The sequence below is a fragment of the Enterococcus sp. AZ188 genome (genome assembly GCF_050544075.1).
Classification (GTDB): Bacteria; Bacillota; Bacilli; order Lactobacillales; family Enterococcaceae; genus Enterococcus_D; species Enterococcus_D entomosocium.
On sequence record NZ_CP172943.1, the window covers coordinates 3,258,370 to 3,277,633 of the forward strand.

Below are 19,264 nucleotides of genomic sequence, written 5' to 3' on the forward strand. Positions count from 1 at the left end.
TTTACAGGAATACGCTTTCTTTAAGGCGTTTTTTAATTGCTTAGATAATAAAAAACCAAAAGAAGAACTGCGCTTGTGCAGTCCTTCTTTTGGTTTTTTTTGTTTAAGAAGCAGAAGCTTCTTTTTTCATTTGTTTGCTTCGCAGCTGTCCGCATGCTGCGTCGATATCTGTCCCATGTTCTTTACGAATCACACAGTTGATGCCGTTTTTCTTTAAAATGTCATAAAAAGCTAACACATCGGCTTTTTTACTTCGAGCATATTGGTCATGCTCACTCACTGGGTTATAAGGAATCAAGTTGACGTAAGACAATTTCTTTTTATCCTTCAATAATGCTGCCAACTGACGGGCATGTTCCGGTCGGTCGTTGACATGATCCAGCATGATATACTCAAACGTGATGCGACGATTGGTTTTTTCTAAATAATAATCGACCGCTGCCATCAGTTTTTCAATCGGGAAGCTCCGATTGATCCGCATCATGGAGGTTCTGACTTCATTATTTGGGGCATGCAGCGAAATCGCTAGGTTCACTTGCAAGCCGTTCTCCGCAAACTCTTTGATTTTATGCGCCAAGCCGCTGGTTGACACGGTAATATGCCGCGCACCGATCGCTAAACCTTTTGGGTCGTTAATAATCTGCAAGAAATGCATCACATTGTCATAGTTATCAAAGGGTTCGCCGATCCCCATGACGACTACGTGAGAGACCCGTTCTCCCTCGTTGCGTTCATCAAAATAGTGTTGTACTAACATGATTTGAGCCACGATCTCGCCTGCTGTTAAATCCCGCTGTTTCTTTAATAACCCACTGGCACAAAAGGTACAGCCGATGTTGCAACCGACTTGGGTCGTCACACAAACCGACATGCCATACTCTTGACGCATCAAGACCGTTTCAATCATGTGATTGTCGGGCAATTGAAATAAATACTTGACGGTCCCATCACTGGCTTCTTGTACCACCATCTGCTTCAGGGGATTGATCACAAAGGCTGCCGTCAGTTTCTCAATCAAAGGTTTCGGTAAATTGGTCATTTCTTCAAAGCTGGTTACTCGTTTTTCATAGAGCCACTCCCACACTTGGTTGGCTCGAAATTTCTTTTCATTTTGTTCAGTTATCCACAAAGATAGATCTGATTTGGTAAGTCCATAAATCGATGGGTTCACTTTTTTCCCTCTTTTCAAACTAGTCGCTACATACTATAACTGAATTCTTTGTGAAAAGCAACCGTACCTTGGTTGTTTGTCAAAGCAAAACCGTTGCTCTACTGCGCTGGTTGATCATTTTTTCGATGCTCAATGTTCCCATCCATCACGCCATCTTGCTTGAAATAGCTCTCACAAACATTTTAGTCATAAAAAACAAGCAGTGAATGAACCAACTCCTGTGAAATAAATGGAGCAGCTCTTTCCTGCTTGTTTGCTTTTCCTTGAAGAGATACTCTCTCATGGGCACTGCTTTCTTCACATGATCACCCTTCAAAAGAAAGGACTCGGCCTTCTTTGGCGGTCAACATCCCCCGTTGCGGTGGCTGTAGCTGTAAATAAAGCTGGAGTGACATTTCTAATATCAGTTCTTTGTCTCCTTGTTGAAAAACGCCGTAATAATGGGTCTGTTCCCGTTTCTCTTCATATGTATGACTGACAAGGTAATACCCTTGTTCCATGGTTTCGTTGCGCTTTTTGGTTTCTGAAAGAAAACGGCGAATATGTTTATAAGTAAAGAGAATCAATAAAATGACAACTACTATTAATACTACATACCCCATTGCTTGTCTTACACCTCGATCGTTGATGTAGCAAAGGTCGGCTCCACACCAATACTGATCATCAAAGCAGCATCGACTTCACACATCACTTTATCGTCTAAATGACAAACTTTTTCTTTCAACCGACTTTTGTCGATCGTGCGGATCTGTTCCATCAAAATGACGGAGTCTTTGCCAATCCCTGTGCAAGAAGCGGAAATCCCAATGTGGGTTGGTAATTTCGGCTTCGCCATTTTTGCCGTGATCGCCGCAATGATCACGGTGGGACTGAAGTGATTGCCCAAGTCATTTTGAATGATCAAGACCGGTCGTATTCCGCCTTGCTCCGATCCAACGACTGGTGAAAGATCGGCAAAATAAATATCTCCCCTTTTTACCATAGGACCACCCTAACTTTTATATTCTCGCGGAACCCTTGCTGAGAGGGTGCACGCTACTTCATAGTGAATCGTTTCTAACTGGTCTGCAACATCCTGCATCGTAATTCGTTTCCCATGATTCTCACCAATCAACGTGACCGTTGTACCGACAGCAAAGGCTCGCGGCAAACGAATCATCAGTTGATCCATACACACCCGACCGACGATTTCACAAGGTTCGCCTTCTACTAAGAGTGAGAAGCCTTGCATTTTTCGTAACCAGCCATCCGCATAACCGATAGGCACAGTGCCGATCCATTCCTGACGGGGCGTGATATATGTCTCACCATAGCCAATCCCCGCTCCTTTTTCAAGTAATTTCACTTGGATCAGTTCAGAAACAAGTGAAAGGGCTGGTTTTAAGGAAAATGGTTCCTTCAATGCATGACCTGACGGATTCAATCCATACATCGCGATCCCAAAACGGACCATATTCCCAACGGCCTCTTTGTGCCACAAGGAGGTCGCGCTATTGCCTGTATGTATATATGTCGGCAAATAAGGCAAAACAGTTAAGACTTCTTTAAACCGCTGGTGCTGTGTTTCCCAATAAGTTGTATCAGCTTGATCGGCTGTGGAGAAATGGGTAAAGATTCCTTCCCAATCAAATGTGGGATGAGTTTCCAACCAAAGAACGGCTTGAAGCACTTCTTCTGGGGTCAAAAAACCGATTCTCCCCATGCCGGTATCCACTTTGACATGTACTTTAAGCGGTGTCTTTATAGGATTCTCCTCCAAATAAGTACCGGCTTCTACCAACCAGTCCATCGAAGCGACTGGAAAAGAAAAATCGTATTCTGCAAGTAAGGGAATATCTTGCACGTTCACAACCCCTAAAATCAGCAGCGGGTCAGTGATTCCTGCTTCTCGCAATTCGATTGCCTCATCGATCGTCGCAACGCAAAAACCGGCTGCACCGCCTTCTTTGGCTGCTTGAGCAGTTTGTACCGCTCCGTGTCCGTACCCATTGGCTTTTACCACCGCAAAAAGAAACGTCTCGCTTGGTAAGTGAGCAATCTCATTTTTGATGTTTTCGGTAATCGCGGTCGTATCAATAATCGCTTTCGTTGGTCTATGGTAAGCAACCACCATTTCCAGTTCCTTCTTTCTACTAATGCTTGATCAGACAAACAAATTAAGTTGGTTTTATGTAGTCGGCTGTTCGTCCATAAAGTATCGTAGTTTTTTCACCAAGTGACGACTTCCACTCAGGTTACTCACTATCCGATACTTCTAAGATAATTTGTGCAAAGGCAGTATCATTTGTATGGGTGATACTGACAAACGTTTTTTCTAAAGGGTGCGGTGCTTTGGTAACGATCGGTGCACCGAATTCATTGGTCAAGACTTCAATATCATGAAAAGAAACTTTGCCGATCCCTGTCCCCCAAGCTTTGGAGAACGCTTCTTTGCAGGCATAGCGCCCCCCGAGGAACTCTACCTGACGTTTCAGGGGCAAACGGGCAAATAATTTTGCTTCCTTCTCTGTTAAAATACGCGTTATAAACTGAGGTTTTTTTTCAATTAATTCTTTCATTCGAGGCAGCTCGACTGCATCGATCCCGATTCCTTTAATCATTCTTCTCGCTACCTTTACTTAAGATAGGGGTTTCCAAATTGGAATTGGCCCTTGTTTAGCTAGTTACCATTCTACCAAAAAAATGGCGAATTACCATTCAAATCTGACGAGTTTATACGGAGATTAAGATTTTCATTTGCTCGTATTTGTTTTTTATATAAAAAAGACCTTGCAAGTTTCCTTACAAGGTCCACAAACTCAATTAGTCTTGGTTATTTCTGATAACGAAACCGCGTTTTTTGTCGTTGCTACGGCGATTGTTTTTACGGGCACCATCTTTTGAATAGTTACCACGGGCTTTATTGCCGTTGCCGCCGCTACGGTTCCCACCGTTTTCTTTGCGGTTACGATTGCCGCCATTGCTGTTATTGCTGCGACGTCCGTTTTTATTGAATGATTTTTTTCCTTGAGGTAATGGGCGTTCTGGTGTGATTTTGACTGGTTCTAAATCAGCTGGATCTTTCGCCATTGTTTTTAGAAGCAGTGCTGCTAAATCTTGTGCAGAATAACGTTCCAAAAGATCGTCGGCTGCTTGCAAGTATTTATCCAAACCATTTTCATCCAATTTTGTTTCAACAGATTCGATTGCGGCACCTAATTGACCTTTAAAAGCTTCTTTTTCGGTTGGTGGGCGCATTGGTGTCATCCGTTTTTTCGTTAAGTTTTCAATGACATGCAAGTAGCTCATTTCGTTTGGTGTAACGAAAGTCACTGACATTCCGCCTTTTCCGGCACGACCTGTACGTCCGATCCGGTGAACATAGCTTTCAGGATCTTGAGGGATATCGTAGTTGTAAACGTGTGTAACACCAGAAATATCTAATCCGCGAGCTGCTACGTCTGTGGCAACTAAGATATCTAATTGACCACTCTTAAATGAACGTAAAACGCTCATCCGTTTTTGTTGAGAAAGGTCCCCATGAATGCCTTCAGCTTTGTAGCCACGGGCTTCTAAACCACGTGCCAATTCATCAACACGACGTTTCGTACGACCGAAAACGATCGTCAATTCTGGTGATTGCACATCCAACAAACGAGTCATGACATCGAATTTTTCGTAATCTTTTGAGCGAACATAGTATTGATCAATCAAATCAGCGGTCATTTCTTTGGCTTTGATTTGAACATGTTCAGGCTCTTTCATGAATTTCACGCCGATATTTTTGATTGCTGGCGGCATTGTTGCTGAAAATAGTAACGTTTGACGAACATCTGGCACTTGGCTGATGATTTTTTCAATATCTTCCAAGAAGCCCATGTTCAACATTTCGTCTGCTTCATCTAATACAAGCGTTTCAACCGTACCTAATTTTAAGGTGTGGCGGTTGATATGGTCTAACATACGTCCTGGCGTACCAACTACGATATGGGGACGATCTTTTAATTGACGGATTTGACGGCCGATATCGGCTCCACCGTAAACTGCTTGAACGCGAATTTTTTTGTCTTTACCAAGACGATACAATTCTTCTTGGGTTTGGATCGCTAATTCACGGGTTGGGGCAATCACTAATCCTTGTAGTTGATGGTTCGCTGGGTCGATTTTTTCTAACATTGGCAAACCAAATGCGGCGGTTTTACCAGTACCGGTCTGTGCTTGACCGATCACGTCTTTGCCTGCTAAGGCTAATGGAATCGTTGCTTCTTGGATGGGTGTTGCTTCTTCAAAGCCGGCACGCTCAACAGAAGTCAATAATTCGTTGGATAATTCTAGATCTTTAAATTTCAAATGGATCCTCCTAGGCTGGTCATCTTTTCGATGCCTGTTTTTCTATCATCGAAGCGTAGGTTAGTTCTTCAGAAACACAAGAGTAGTCCCATTTACTCTTATCTTTCTCTCGGTACCGAAAAACCGCTTCACGAAGGCATTATAAAAGGCTAAAACAAGTGTTGTTTGTCTCAGCCATCATTTTATCTCAAAACGTCAATGTTTTTTACAGTAATCATTCTGTGCTTCATCTTTCGGCGTTAGATAAGTATAACACGTTTTGAAAGTTTCAGCAAGATTTCAACTCCGCTTTACATTCCTTTTAGTGCATCAACGACTTCGCTCAAGCCCATGCCATTGCTCCCTTTGATTACCAAGCTGTCGGAAGGTTCTAAAGTTTCCTTTAAGGAGGCGATCAGTTGTGGTTTTTCATCTGTCGCAAAATAGCGCACCTTGTCAGCAAGTGGTGACTGAGCTAGTCGTTTTTGCAATGCTTGCATTTCTTTGCCATAAAGAAAAACTAGTTGGAACGAGTCATCTAAATGTGCGGCCATCTGCTCGTGCATTTGTGCAGAATCTGGTCCTAATTCAAGCATATCTGCCAATACGGCGATCCGTCGTCCTTCTAACGGCAATTTGCGGAAACTATCCAATACGAGACCCATGGCAGTCGGATTGGCATTGTAAATATCGCTCAAAATCGCTGCTCCATTACCGGCAGTCACCCATTGGGTCCGATTTTTCGTTAATTGAAAATGCGCCAAGCCCTCCTTGATGGCTTCATTTGATACACCAAAATGACGTCCTAAACCAATCGCGATCAAGGCATTTTTGACATTATAACCGCCTAATACCGGTAAGGTAAAAGTCGTACCTGCTACCGTAAAAATCGTTTGATCTTGCGATTCCTCTACGATGTCTCCTTGCAGATCTCCCTCTGTTAAGCCAAAAGTTTCAATGGGCTGCGTCAAGTTAGGAACAAAGGGGTCTAACAATGGTTCATCCGCCGGCATCATAAAGAAGCCGTCTTTTTTCAATCCTGCGGTGATCTCCATTTTGGCTTTGGCGATCCCTTCTCTGGACCCTAAGTTTTCAATGTGGGCTTCGCCAATCAACGTGATAGCAGCAGCATCAGGTTCTGCTAAGCGCGAAAGGACTTCGATCTCTCCTGCATGGTCCATTCCCATTTCTAAAATCAACACTTGCGTATCTTCTGGTGCATGCAAGATAGTCAAAGGCACGCCTAGTTCATTGTTATGGTTACCTTGAGTTTTGTAGGTCTGGTATTTTTGTGCCATAACCGCGTCTACCATATCTTTTGTGGTTGTTTTCCCATTACTTCCGGTAATAGCGATGATTTTTGGCGCAAGTTTTTCTTTGTAGGCTCGTGCTAACTGTTGGAACGCTTTGACAGTATCCTTGACGGGGATCACAAGGATGCCTTGCGGTGGTTGGATGGTGGGATGACTCCACAATGTCGCGATCGCACCATTGTCTTTGGCTTGTTGGGCAAATTCATGTCCATCCCGAGTCCCCGCCAAGGGAACAAAAAGACTGTTTTCTTTGATTAGACGGCTGTCAAACTCCACAGAGGCAAGTGGTGTCTCATTTTCAATTGGCTGACCAAATACGGCAGCGGCTTCTTTTACAGTAAAATTCATCAGTTTCGCTCCTTTTTTACAAAAAAAGAAAGCCCAAGATCGCTTCAAGTATTTTCCTTGAGTTGAGCTGGCTTTCTTCCTGCTATTTATTCTGCTTCTTTTTCATTCTCTGCTTCAACTTCTGCTTCTTCCACATTCGTCAAGAAAGAACGTCTTTGGTTGAAACGATTCATCCCTAATTGGATCAATTCTTCAATCAAATCACCATACGGCAATCCGGTCTTTTCCCATAGCAATGGGTACATGCTGAATTCAGTGAATCCCGGCATCGTGTTCAGCTCATTTAAAAAGAGCTCGTTTTTATTGGTCAAAAAGAAATCACAACGGCTCAACCCACTGCCGCCCAACATCGTATAGGCTTTTTTCGCAAACTCTTGGGCTTTGGCTTGTGTTTCTTCGGGAATTTGTGCAGGAATCTGCATCTCGATTCGGTTGTCAATGTATTTGGAATTGTAATCATAAAACGCAACATCTTTTACGATTTCTCCCGGCATGGTGGTCCGCACGTCTTCGTTTCCAAGAACAGCGACTTCGATCTCACGGGCTTCGATTCCTTGTTCAACGATCGCTCGGGTATCATAGCGATACGCTTCTTGTAGCGCATTTTGCAGTTCTTCACGGTTCTCGGCTTTCGAGATACCGACACTTGAGCCCATGTTGGCAGGTTTGACAAACATCGGATAAAGCAGACTGCCTTCACATTGATCGAAAATCTTTTTCGGATTTTCTTTCCACGCATTTTTCAAGACTGGTACATAGGGAACTTGCGGAATTCCCGCAGCTTGCAAGATGTACTTGGTCATGATTTTGTCCATCCCGCAGGCACTAGTCAAGACACCGGCTCCGACATAAGGCATTCCGATGGTTTCTAAAAACCCTTGGATCGTGCCGTCTTCGCCGTTTGGTCCATGGAGCAATGGAAAGACGATCGCGTCTTCTTCATAGATGGCCCCAGGTGAAATTTCTTCCCCTTTGGTCTCTTCGTTGGTCAATGCCAAAGTATCTGGTGACGTTGGCGCCTCAGACAATAATGGGCCTTTTAACCAGCGTCCTTCTTTAGTGATCATTACTAATTGAACTTGGTAGTAATTATAATATACAGCATTAACAACTGAAAAAGCGGATAACAGTGATACCTCATGCTCTGCACTGCGTCCCCCGTATAATAAAATGATTTTCAAAAGAATTTCCTCCTGTATTCATTGATTCTACCAAACTAAGTCTTCCACATTTTAGCACAAAATCGACCAACCGGCATTAAATCTTGCAGAAATTTCTTTAAGCTTACACAGTCGTTAGTTGAATGTTTTTCATTTTGTCAGTACTATGAATATATCACGGCACGTTTAAAGAGGTGGGACCTATGACAGAACAAACTGCTCCTTCTAGAAAAGGACGATTAAAACAAATCCTTCAAGTCTTTTTGAAATACAAAGTCGTTCAAAATATCAGCAAACAGCAGCATCCCGAAATGGTGCGTCAAGCGTTTGAAGAATTAGGACCAACATTTATCAAAATCGGGCAGATGCTTTCGGTCCGCAATGACCTGCTTTCCAGCACTTTCGTTGATGCCTTCAAGCAGTTACAAGACAATGTCAAAAGTGATCCATTTCCCAAGGTCAAAGCACTGCTGGAAGCAGAACTACAGCAGCCACTAACGGAAGTTTTTTCCGCTTTTGATGAAATCCCAGTCGCCTCAGCTTCCATCGGACAAGCCCACCGAGCAAACTTGATCAGCGGCAAAGAAGTGATCGTCAAAGTGCAGCATCCGGGAATCATTGCGGCGATTCAAGTGGATCTCGATCTTTTTGAAAAGGCTCTACCGTTGGTTCGTGCAATTCCAGAAGCCAATGTGGTGGATTTAAAAAGCGTGTTAAGCGAAGTCAGACGATCCCTTGCCAATGAAACAAATTTTTTGCAAGAGATGAAAAATGCGCAGGAATTCTACCGTAACAATCACCAAAACCCGCAATTGGCATTGCCAAAAGTTTATCCCGAATGGTGCACCCAAAAAGTATTAGTCATGGATTACATGGCCGGTGAAAGTTTGAACTGCTTGCTGACCCGCAGCAATCAAGATATCGTTTATGACAATCAGTCCGTGAAAGCAGTGAAAAAACAAGTGGGAACGCTATTAGTCGAAAACTTTATGAAGCAAGTCTTTGAAGATGGCTTCTTTCACGCTGATCCGCATCCTGGCAATCTTTTTTTACATGTCTTCACAGATCAAGCCAATCGACCAAAACCATTCCAAGTCAAACAGCGCGTCGGTGTCCTCGGCGGTGTTGATTATTCATTGAAGTGGCAAGAAGAAGCGATTATGCCGCCTTACCAAGTGATTTTCTTAGATTTTGGGATGATGGGACACTTGGATCAGTCATTACGCAGTCGCTTAGCTGATGCATTGATTGCTTTGTATACCCAAGACACCCAAGAAGTCGGCAAAGCTGTCTTGCGTTTGTGCAACAGCAGCGGCAGTTCCTTTGATGAAGTCGCCTTCTATCAGGATCTTCAAAAATTTGTTGAAAACTACTATAATATGCCGCTAAAGGATATCGACTTGCAAAAAGTGATGGGGGAAGTCATCACGATCTGCCATGATAACCAACTGCAGATGCATCGAGACATCACCTTGCTGATTAAGGCTTTTGGCACCTTGGAAGGTGTGATCAAAGCCTTAGACCCCGAATTATCAATGATGGAAGTCACTCAGCCTTTTGCACAAAAATATTTCTTACAGCAGCTGAGTATTGAAGACGAGGTGAAAAAAAGCGCCTTGGCAACCGCAAAAAGCTTGCGGGCACTTAGCCATCTTCCTGATCGGACCTTGGCTGTCTTAGACACTTTTGCCACTGGTAAACACCGGTTAAATTTAGAGATCCGCGAACAAAAACAGCTATTGGATCGCTTTGATCAGATGGTCAATCGACTGGTGATCGGTATTATTCTAGCTGCGGTCATCCTTGGCTCTTCCTTATTGGTGGTCGCCAGCCCGCAACAAGGAGCCTTCGTCCATCAGATGGGGATCTTCGGATATACCTTGGCATTTTTCGCGATCGTAGCTTTAGTCGGCAAATACTTTTATGATCGTTTTCGTAAGAAATAAATAAGCACCTTCAATTCCCGTGTTTCATGCAGAAGCTGGGTCTTGAGGGTGCTTATTTTGCAAGGGTCTGTCGCAATTCGTTTTCAAAGATTCGTTTGAAGACTTCCCGATCCTCTTTCGTAAAGGGCTTCGGTCCTTTTGTGCGCTTGCCTGCTTTACGCATCTGCGCACCTAAGTAGCGTTGACCTAATAAAAAATCGATCGTTTCTGGCAAATACTCAGTACTGTTATGGTGAAAAACTCGTGCTTTTTTGGGCAAGACTAACGAGGCTAAGCCATAATCTTGGGTGACGAGAAAATCGCCGGGTTCTATCTCCTTCACGATTTCATAATCCGCGCGATCCGAGCCTTTGTCGACATAGACAAAGTGGACATGGGCGGGATAGTCTTTGGTCGTATAATGATCGACACTGGTCACGATCACTACCGGCAGCTGATACTGCTGAGCCAGTTCAATCACTTCATTTTTCACCGGCGAACCGTCGCCGTCAATAAAAAGCCGCATCTGCTTGCTCCTCTCAAAAGTTCCTTCTTTTACAATTACTTCTATTGTAAGAGGAGCACCTAGAAGATGCAAGCAGACTTTGCGGTATTTTCATTTCAGTCTTGCTCAATGAGGGAATAAGAATGACGATCTTTGTCTCACTAACTAGCAGTTACCATACGCAAAGCTCACCTTTCAATTTTAGAAAATGCTCGTTCCTTCAACTCATAAACGACATCGCAAGCCTTTGCTACTTCTTGTTCATGGGTCACTAAGATGATACATTTTTTTTGCTCATGGGCAATTTCTTGAAATAGTTTGACGATTTCTTTAGATGTCGTTTCATCCAAGTTTCCAGTCGGTTCATCAGCCACGATCAGTTCATGTTCACAGCACAACGCGCGAACGATAGCGACCCGTTGCTGTTGCCCACCCGATAATTGGGTCACTTTTTTCAGTGCCAGTTCTTCCGTGATACCAACTTTGGCTAAGTTGGCTAAAGCATAGGCCTTTTTATCGGCTTGCTGCGACTTCGCGATCGCCATGGCTGTGATCACATTGTCCAGTGCCGACATATAAGGCAATAGATTATACGCTTGGAACACGATGGAAACATCTTTGCGGCGGTATTCTCGCAATCCGATTTTTGCTAACGTTTCTTCGTTGTAAAGGATCTTTCCTTCTTTCGGGGTATCTAGGCCCGTGATCAGCGACAGGAAGGTTGTTTTCCCCGATCCGCTAGAACCTAAGATCGCATACATCTTGCCAGGTTCAAAGGTCAAATCAACGTCACGAAACAGCGCTTCTGCTTCGCTTTGATACCAATATCCTAATTGTTCTGTTCGTAATGTCATGTCGTTCCTCCTAAGAAACCAAGATTTTTTTCGGATTCAACCGCAAAATGCCCGCGGAAGAGAGTAAGATCGAGCCAAAACTGATCCCTAGACCGAGTAATGCCAATAAACCAATTTGTTGAGGGGAAACGGTGATCTCCAAGGACTCCACTTCTGCTGATTGGGTGAAGGATGGGAAAGAACCACCACGATTTCCGCCCATTTGCGGCATCTCCCCGCCTCCAGGACCAGCGTTTTCAGTGGCTGCTTGATCAGTCGTTGTCTCTGTTTGTTGTGCCAACAATTGCTCTCCGACGGCATTCCCGACAAGATTGCCGCTAGCGGCCGCGATCCCTAAAGCAAATACCATACAGACAAAAATCTCTGTGAAAAACTGTAAGATCACTTTGGCCCGTGACTCGCCTAAAGAGAGCAATACACCAATCTCATAGCGACGTTCCCGAATCGACATCATCACGATCAACGTCAAAATAATGATACCGGCAGCAGCAACTAACACAATAATATTTTTTGCAAAGCTAGCGACATTATTCAATGGTGTCAGCATCGACTGATACATTTGATCGTTGGTTTGAATGCTGTAGGTTTCTGTATCGATCAACCCTTCCGCTTCTTCCACGAATGCTGTCATCTCAGACGGATCACTCAAGGTATAGGTTGCCGAGTCAATGGTGTCCTCATTGCCGCTCAACGTATTGGCAAGGGTATAAGAAGCAAAGATCGTGTTGGCTGGATTGAGAAAGTTGAACATTTGGCTCATGCTGTTGCCAACTTCACTCGTTTCATAGATTCCCTTGATCGTCACGTCTACTTCATTGTCCTCTGCATCAGTGATCGAAAACGTATCTCCGACCGCCAAATCATTCGCTTCAGCTAGTGAGGATTCGATCAGGACTTGGTTCGTACCTTCATCCTCAGAAGTAATTCCTTCTCCATCCGTGATCGTCGCTGTTCCTTCCGAAAAAGTCGTATACGCCGCACTGCTTGATACACCAGTGATTTGGAAATCACCCGTACTCATATTACCGCCAGGCATTCCTCCTGGCATACCGTCCATTTGCCCCGTCTCGCTGCTATCGGTTGCTTCTGACTCTGTCGATGAGTCACTGCTGGAGATCGGTTCGATCCCGCTGACGGCATCAGCAGAGGTGCTGACTTCAAAACTATATGAGGCAACCCCGTCTAAATCGGCGATCGCTTGGGCATCAGTAATCGCTACTGGTGTCGATTGAAAACTCCCTGGATCTGGTCGGGTGCTTTGGTCATCGCTGTCAGAAGAAGAGCTCCTTTGCTGAAAAGCCTGCTCGCGGTTTGCTTGCAACGTCACAGTTGCGCCAACACTTTTCTGGGCATTTTCAGTCGCTACTAGTGCCGCACTGCGAATCGTCAGACCCGCCAATACAAAAATCAAGATTGCAGAAAATACGGCGATCAGCAACAGGCTCCGGCCTTTTTTCGCCCATAAACTTTGGAGACCTCGTTTCAAAAAATTCATCTTTGTTCCTCCTGAATAGCTATTTATTGTCTTTCGACTATAAGGATCCTAGCTTAAATTGACCTTAAACCGTCTCCTGATTTTTTGAATCATAGAAACAGACCGCAACGGCTTCCTGCGATCTGTTCGATTTATTGATAACCATTTGGTGATGATCGGTGAAACTTCAACTAACGACCAAAACCACCGCCCATCTGATTGGTTGTCGCTGTTGCACCTGATTGGGTCAAGTTAGCGATAGTATCCGTGACGGACAATGTTCCTAACTCTGTCCCATCACTGAGGGTTCCGCCAGCATAATAACCGGAGACTGCTTGTGCATCATTCGTCCCACCACTGACCAACGTATAGCTGCTATCGGTCAAATCTGGGCTGGAAAGAACCACGTGTTGGTAGCTTTTGCTTGGGGCATAGGACAAGATCGTCTGACCTTGACTGTCCTTTAAGGTCACTAGGGTCTCGGCTGATTGGGTTTGATCGAAACTGATTCCGATCGACTGTTGACTACCACCGCTAACGTTCATGGCCATATCGGTCGTGCCTGCCGCTAACAAGACGCCGCCGGTGAGTTCAAATGTGCCGTTATAGTCCAAAGCACCATTGCCACCGGTCGTTGGACCATTTACGATGACGACGCCATCACTCATGGTGACATTGCCATTACTATCCAGGCCATCCCCTTCGGCATCAATGACCAACGTTCCACCAGTGATCGTGATCTGTTTACTGTCATCCGCGGTATCGCCGCCGCCAGGGCCGCCGCCAAAACTGTCTTGACCAAATTGTCCCGTTGTTTCATCCGTATCACTGCCACCACCGGCATTGATCCCATCATCGCTAGCCACGACGTGTGTCGTGCCACCTGCAATCGTGATTACACTTGCTTCTAATCCTTCATAGGATTCTTCGATAGAAATCGTTCCGTCGGAGATCGTCAATTCATTGTCGGCGTGGATCCCATCATCGCCACTGCTGGCAGTGATCGTGCCACCTGCAATGTTGATCGTATCATTGGCATGCAAGCTATCATCCGCACTATCGATCGTAAAGGTGCCGCTGCTGATGGTCATCACACCGCCAGCTTTCAATCCTTTGTAACTTTCATCCGTCACTAGCGACTGACTTTGGGCTCCGTCAGCCGTTTTGATCGTGATATCAGCTGATTGGATGCTTAAATTTGTTTCTGCTTGGATCCCGTCACGACCACTTTGGATCGTAAAGGTACCACCATCGATCGCAACGTAGCCTTTTTCCGCATCTTCCGTATTATTCGCTTGGATACCATCTCCTTCAGTGGTGTTCAGTGTGTAGTTCCCCGCCAAGATCGATACGGAATCTTTTCCTTTGATGGCGTTGTTTTTCGCTGTGATTTCAATCGTACCACCTGCTAAAACCAAATCATCTTTGCTGCGCAATCCGTTGCTGTAATTTCCTGTGATCACCAACGTCCCATCGCCGTTGATGGACAAATCTTCTTTACTATAAAAGGCAGCATCTGGTTCTGTCTCGCCTTCAGCCAAGGTGTAGCTGCTGCCATCCGTCAGAGTATTCGTCGTATCACTGGCTAAGGTCGTGATGACTTTTTCTGCTTGTTCGATGACGACGGCCGCCCCGTCTTCATTGGTGATCGTGACACCAGCAAAGATCAGATGGACTTTTTCTTCTTTGTTGACGTTGACAACCAGTTGGCCATTACTTAACGACCCGCTGACGACATAGGTGCCGGCTTGGGTGATCGTCACGGTTTGGTCTTCCACTGAAACGCCATCAACAGCCGTCGTGTCGCTGCCATTCAATTCAAGTTGCGTAGCAGTTGCCTCATCGTAGGAAGCATCAACATCTTCTTCTTCGTAACTACCGTAATAGTCCACAGAATCATCAAGGGTCGTTGAAACGTTGGTCACTGCGGCAGAACCGGAAACTGCTGCTGCGGAACTGGAACTGCTGCTCGTGCTAGTACTATCGGTTTGCCCGCAAGCGCCTAAGAGCAGCGATGAGAGCAAGAGTGGATAAATGAGTTTTTTCATAAAAGGTTCCTCCTTCTACAGCTCATCGCGGTTAGCGGTGAGCTTGCCTAAAACAACAGGTAAATTGCCATTACGAACCCGAACTTCATCAATGATTTGCTTTTCTTGCGCTTGGTCTTTTAACAGCAACTGATAGCGCAATTCATACAAGCTTCCCATCGTCGTCGTTCGAACCGATGTCAGTTTGGCAGAATGCGTATATTTTTCAAAGAGATCATCGAATAATTGTGGATAATCCAAATCTTCCGGAATCGTGACCTTCAGTTCCCGTTCACTCGTGGCTTGTCGATCGCCAAAGGGCATCGTATATAAAAGGGTCAAGAAAAGCGCCACGATAATGGAAAAAATGACAACATAGCCGACATACCCCATCCCAGTTGCCAGACCGATCCCCATCGACCAAAAGACGCTGGTAATCTCTCTAGAACCCCCGGGAACCGAGCGGAAACGAATCAAACTGAAGGCACCTAAGATCGCCACCCCTGTGCCAAGATTGCCGTTGACTAGCATGATCACCGATTGAACGAGAATCGGTAAGACTGCCAAGGTAATGACGAAGTTTTTCGTATAGACATTGCGGATCATATGGATCGCTGCCACTAATAATCCTAAAAGCAATGAGGCGGCGATACAGATCAATAAGCTACTCCATTCAAGGGTGCTCGTATCGCCAGAAAATAGACTAGATAACATGTAACCGTTCCTCCTTCTTGAATAAATGCCGTTGATAGGTTTGGGCATATTTTGAAAAGCTGCCTTTGCGCACACTGTATTTGTTCAGCAGTTCCACAAACCATATTGGATAAGAGCCGAGGGCTTTGACTTCCATCAACACTCCGACTTCCGGTGCGACTAGCGCACCGTCACTGCCGGAACCTAACATGAGATCACAGGTGCGAAAGCGAATGTTTTGATCGAACGTCACACGAAATTCACTATCATCATCAACAAACAGCGACAGGCGATCATAGGCAATCAATACTTTCGGCAGCAGGTCCGGGTTTTTCTTAAATAACCAGTGGATCTCCGCGGCGATTTGCGGGGCTTCCTCCATTGACGGCAAGACCCCCGTTTGCATCCAGCGGCAATAGTCAGCATAGGGCATCGGAACGCGGCGTTTGTAGACCACGCCACTGACTTTCTTCTTGATCTCTAAAAAAATCAACTGTTGCTCTGTCGGTACCCCATAGCTGCGGACCCGAAATTTTTCTTTGTATTTCGGTTTGTCCATCGAATGACGAATAAAGCGGTAATCCCGGGTATCGTAATACAAGGACATAATCGTGTGTTGCCCATATTCATCGATCGTCATTTTTTGCTGCAACTCGCCAAGAAATGCTGGAAATTGCTCCTTAGTTAATAGATATTTCGTCTCTTTTCTTTGAAAGACTTTTTTTAATTTCATAAAATGTTCCTCCCTTGAAATCCATGCACTGAATTTACGGCAGCTATCTTAAATGCAGCTTAAGACAAAACAGTTTTTTTAAGCATTTTTTATGCTATTCGTGCTATTCTTATCCTTAAAGAGGTGGGAACATGATTAAATTATTAGTAATCGAAGATGACAAAACATTATCTGAAAATATGAAAGAGATCGTCAGCGAAATCGGTGAAGTCACGCAAGCATATGATGGCAGTGAAGGCTTGTACGAGGCGGAAACGGGGATCTATGACTTGATTATTCTTGACTTGATGATGCCTGAGATGAACGGCTATGAGGTGCTTTCAGCATTACGAAAAAAAGGACTCCAAACACCCGTCCTGATTTTAACAGCCAAAGACGGCTTAGAAGACAAAGTAACCGGCTTTCAAAAAGGGGCTGATGATTATTTGACTAAGCCTTTTTATCGGGAAGAATTATTGATGCGGATCAAAGCGTTGCTAAAACGCTCCTTAGGTTTGTTCAATGAAAATACACTGGAATATAATGGGTTGCTCTGTAACCTTGGCACCAACGAGGTCAGCTATCAAGGGGAGCTTTTACCGATTCAAGGGAAAGAATTTGAGCTACTGCTCTATTTTCTACAAAATAGAAACATTATTTTGACCAAGGAACAGATTTTTGATCGCATCTGGGGGTTCGATTCAGAAACGACCCTGACTGTCGTAGAAGTCTACATGAGCAATCTGCGAAAACACTTGCGCCAGACAGGAATCGACAAAGAGATCCGTACGTTGCGAAATGTCGGCTATATTATGCAAGGAGCCTAGTCTATGAATAAAGAACGCTCTAAGAGACAACGGCTGCACTCCTTTCTCCTAAATGTCAGTGCCTTTGCTTTGGTCTTCTTACTTTTAGGAACGATCGTGCTCCAATTATTCAACCAATCGGCTTATCGTCAAACCGATATTTCTTTGGAACAAGCAGTCAAAGATACCCGCTTGATCCAAGCTGAGATCAGCGCTTCACAATCCAATCTAGAGGTATTGCCACCAGATAGTGCAATGCCGAAGATCCCTGGTACCAATCGCTTCAACACCCAGTTGATCCTCTGGTCTGAGGACGGCGAGATTTTAAACAAACAGACTTTAGGCGGCCGTTTTTCACAATTGGCAAGTCTATCTTTAGATACGAGCCATTTAGACAGTATCACGTCTTTTTCAGTGGTGGATCAGTCCTTGTCAGAGGAAGAAGAGACACTTTTGTTTCGCTCAATCACCACCAAAGCCCCAACCAATGACGCCGGGGTCGGCTATATCCAAGTCTTAGCGAACACCAATCAAATCAAAAATGCCATGAACAATTTCCAAACCATCTTGATTTTATCGATGATTTTTTTCTGGATTCTCTCGATCGGAATCAGCTACTTGCTTTCCAGCTTGAACATGCGCCCAATTTTAGCCTCGTGGAAGAAACAACAAGAATTTGTCGAAAATGCTTCTCACGAGCTGCGCACACCATTGACGATCATTCAAAATAGTCTGGAGCGCCTGTTTACCAAGCCCAATCATACGATCATTGAAGAATCTGAAAGCATTGCACAAGCGTTAGCGGAAACCCGACGGCTAACTGGATTAACGGCAGATCTACTAACGATTGCCCGCAGTGATTCCAATCAACTGCTGTTAACGAAAGAAACCGTCGAATTAGTTCCTTTTATCGATGACTTAGTCAAACCTTTCAAAGAAATTGCCGAACTGGATCAAAAACATTTTATTGTCGAAAATTTTGCCAAAACGACCGCTTGCTTTGATCAAAAGAAAATTCATCAAGTCCTCGTGATTCTCCTAGATAATGCCTTAAAATATACCAGCAGTGGTGATAAAATTACGCTCTTATCGGAGATTTCTAACAAGCAATGGCTGATCGAGGTCAAAAACACGGGACCAACTATTTCCGATGAAGAGAAAGCTCGCATCTTTGACCGCTTCTACCGCGAGGATCGTTCTCGCTCCAAGGAGACCGGCGGCTATGGTTTAGGCTTAGCGATCGCCAAGCAAATCGTCGAAGAGCACAAAGGACAAATTCTGGTCAAAGATCTGCAGCCACGAGGGGTTATTTTTCAGATTCGCTTACCTAAAGAAGGATAAAGGAGAAAAAAATGCAGGTCATCACCCTTAAAGAACACCCTGAATACTTAGCAGAAGCGATCCGTTACTTCCAAAAACAGTGGGCTGGCCCCGATTCCCTCATGGTTTATGAAGACAGCCTGACCCATAGTTTTTCAACAAGCATTTTGTCGCAATGGCTACTGCTGGTCAACGATGAGATGGCATCCGACGGACCTTATCAAATCATCGGCTGCGGCGGCTTGATCCCCAACGACTTCATCAGTCGGATGGATTTGACGCCTTGGCTTTGCGCCTTGTATGTGGACCCTTTGTGGCGTGGCCAAGGCGGTGCCCGCCTTTTGATCGAAACAGCTAAACAGCGCGCTGCTGGAGCTGGTTTTGATTCTCTGTATCTATGTACGGATCTTTCTACTTTTTATGAGCAGTTTGCTTTCGAACCGATCGGCACTGGCTACCACCCTTGGGGAGAGCCTTCCACCATCTATCGCTGTTCTCTCACGTAAATAAACAAAAAAAAGCTGTGAACAAAATTGTTCACAGCTTTTTTCACTCACAGTACTATTGCTAGTAGAATACCCTATCTCCACAAAAGGAATATTCCGACACCCTACAAATCCGGTAGGTTGCTTACGCGGTGTGCCTCTG

At 44.7% G+C, this 19,264-nt stretch carries 18 protein-coding genes; 4 read left to right on the forward strand and 14 right to left on the reverse strand.

Annotated elements, in window-relative coordinates; translation table 11 throughout:
* Window positions 1-103: 103 nt before the first annotated feature.
* The 8 genes from rlmN to IGI86_RS14960 all read right to left on the reverse strand — a co-directional run bounded on the left by rlmN (window position 104) and on the right by IGI86_RS14960 (window position 8,321).
* The gene (gene rlmN, locus IGI86_RS14925) at window positions 104-1,171 is read right to left on the reverse strand and encodes a 23S rRNA (adenine(2503)-C(2))-methyltransferase RlmN (RefSeq protein ID WP_010749104.1); all 1,068 of its coding nucleotides are present in this window, start codon (window positions 1,169-1,171) and stop codon (window positions 104-106) included.
* A 305-nt stretch (window positions 1,172-1,476) separates the two neighbouring features.
* Window positions 1,477-1,773, reverse strand: a complete 297-nt coding sequence (locus tag IGI86_RS14930) for a hypothetical protein (RefSeq protein WP_016612926.1) — start codon at window positions 1,771-1,773, stop codon at window positions 1,477-1,479.
* A gap of 8 nt (window positions 1,774-1,781) precedes the next feature.
* A complete protein-coding gene (locus IGI86_RS14935) occupies window positions 1,782-2,153 on the reverse strand; it encodes a type II toxin-antitoxin system PemK/MazF family toxin (RefSeq protein ID WP_005227961.1) in 372 nt (123 codons plus the stop codon).
* A 9-nt stretch (window positions 2,154-2,162) separates the two neighbouring features.
* A complete protein-coding gene (alr, locus tag IGI86_RS14940) occupies window positions 2,163-3,284 on the reverse strand; it encodes an alanine racemase (protein WP_061053329.1) in 1,122 nt (373 codons plus the stop codon).
* 121 nt (window positions 3,285-3,405) lie between these two features.
* Entirely contained in the window at window positions 3,406-3,771 is a 366-nt protein-coding gene (acpS, locus tag IGI86_RS14945; protein ID WP_005233665.1) for a holo-ACP synthase, read from the reverse strand.
* Between the two features lie 202 nt (window positions 3,772-3,973).
* Window positions 3,974-5,500 carry a degradosome RNA helicase CshA gene (cshA, locus tag IGI86_RS14950; RefSeq protein WP_005233663.1) on the reverse strand — a complete coding sequence of 509 codons (1,527 nt, stop codon included), beginning with the start codon at window positions 5,498-5,500 and terminating at the stop codon, window positions 3,974-3,976.
* A gap of 290 nt (window positions 5,501-5,790) precedes the next feature.
* Window positions 5,791-7,140, reverse strand: coding sequence for a UDP-N-acetylmuramoyl-tripeptide--D-alanyl-D-alanine ligase (locus tag IGI86_RS14955; RefSeq protein ID WP_008379410.1), 1,350 nt, complete (start codon window positions 7,138-7,140; stop codon window positions 5,791-5,793).
* Window positions 7,141-7,226: 86 nt separating this feature from the next.
* A complete protein-coding gene (locus IGI86_RS14960) occupies window positions 7,227-8,321 on the reverse strand; it encodes a D-alanine--D-alanine ligase (RefSeq protein ID WP_005233659.1) in 1,095 nt (364 codons plus the stop codon).
* A gap of 182 nt (window positions 8,322-8,503) precedes the next feature.
* Between IGI86_RS14960 and IGI86_RS14965 the strand changes: the two genes are divergently transcribed.
* The gene (locus IGI86_RS14965) at window positions 8,504-10,246 is read left to right on the forward strand and encodes an ABC1 kinase family protein (RefSeq protein ID WP_008379408.1); all 1,743 of its coding nucleotides are present in this window, start codon (window positions 8,504-8,506) and stop codon (window positions 10,244-10,246) included.
* Window positions 10,247-10,298: 52 nt separating this feature from the next.
* Here IGI86_RS14965 and IGI86_RS14970 read toward each other — a convergent pair whose 3' ends face one another.
* The 6 genes from IGI86_RS14970 to IGI86_RS14995 all read right to left on the reverse strand — a co-directional run bounded on the left by IGI86_RS14970 (window position 10,299) and on the right by IGI86_RS14995 (window position 16,511).
* The gene (locus IGI86_RS14970) at window positions 10,299-10,751 is read right to left on the reverse strand and encodes a YaiI/YqxD family protein (protein WP_008379406.1); all 453 of its coding nucleotides are present in this window, start codon (window positions 10,749-10,751) and stop codon (window positions 10,299-10,301) included.
* Window positions 10,752-10,918: 167 nt separating this feature from the next.
* The gene (locus IGI86_RS14975; protein WP_008379404.1) at window positions 10,919-11,584 is read right to left on the reverse strand and encodes an ABC transporter ATP-binding protein; all 666 of its coding nucleotides are present in this window, start codon (window positions 11,582-11,584) and stop codon (window positions 10,919-10,921) included.
* A 10-nt stretch (window positions 11,585-11,594) separates the two neighbouring features.
* Window positions 11,595-13,079, reverse strand: a complete 1,485-nt coding sequence (locus tag IGI86_RS14980) for an ABC transporter permease (protein ID WP_061053335.1) — start codon at window positions 13,077-13,079, stop codon at window positions 11,595-11,597.
* Between the two features lie 170 nt (window positions 13,080-13,249).
* Window positions 13,250-15,106 carry a carbohydrate-binding domain-containing protein gene (locus IGI86_RS14985; RefSeq protein WP_016621916.1) on the reverse strand — a complete coding sequence of 619 codons (1,857 nt, stop codon included), beginning with the start codon at window positions 15,104-15,106 and terminating at the stop codon, window positions 13,250-13,252.
* Window positions 15,107-15,121: 15 nt separating this feature from the next.
* Window positions 15,122-15,799: a DUF4956 domain-containing protein gene (locus tag IGI86_RS14990; RefSeq protein ID WP_005233649.1), complete on the reverse strand. Its 678-nt coding sequence runs from the start codon at window positions 15,797-15,799 to the stop codon at window positions 15,122-15,124.
* On the reverse strand, window positions 15,789-16,511 hold the full coding sequence (locus IGI86_RS14995) for a polyphosphate polymerase domain-containing protein (protein ID WP_196043801.1): 723 nt from the start codon (window positions 16,509-16,511) through the stop codon (window positions 15,789-15,791). Before IGI86_RS14995 ends, IGI86_RS14990 begins: the two co-directional genes overlap by 11 nt.
* A gap of 131 nt (window positions 16,512-16,642) precedes the next feature.
* On the opposite strand from IGI86_RS14995, the gene IGI86_RS15000 reads away from it, so the two are divergent.
* The 3 genes from IGI86_RS15000 to IGI86_RS15010 are packed head-to-tail and all read left to right on the forward strand — an operon-like array spanning window position 16,643 to window position 19,122.
* Window positions 16,643-17,317 (forward strand): response regulator transcription factor, encoded by a 675-nt coding sequence (locus IGI86_RS15000; protein WP_005233644.1) that lies wholly within the window; start codon window positions 16,643-16,645, stop codon window positions 17,315-17,317.
* 3 nt (window positions 17,318-17,320) lie between these two features.
* Entirely contained in the window at window positions 17,321-18,637 is a 1,317-nt protein-coding gene (locus IGI86_RS15005; protein ID WP_005233642.1) for a sensor histidine kinase, read from the forward strand.
* Between the two features lie 11 nt (window positions 18,638-18,648).
* The gene (locus IGI86_RS15010; RefSeq protein WP_430617508.1) at window positions 18,649-19,122 is read left to right on the forward strand and encodes a GNAT family N-acetyltransferase; all 474 of its coding nucleotides are present in this window, start codon (window positions 18,649-18,651) and stop codon (window positions 19,120-19,122) included.
* Window positions 19,123-19,264: the final 142 nt, after the last annotated feature.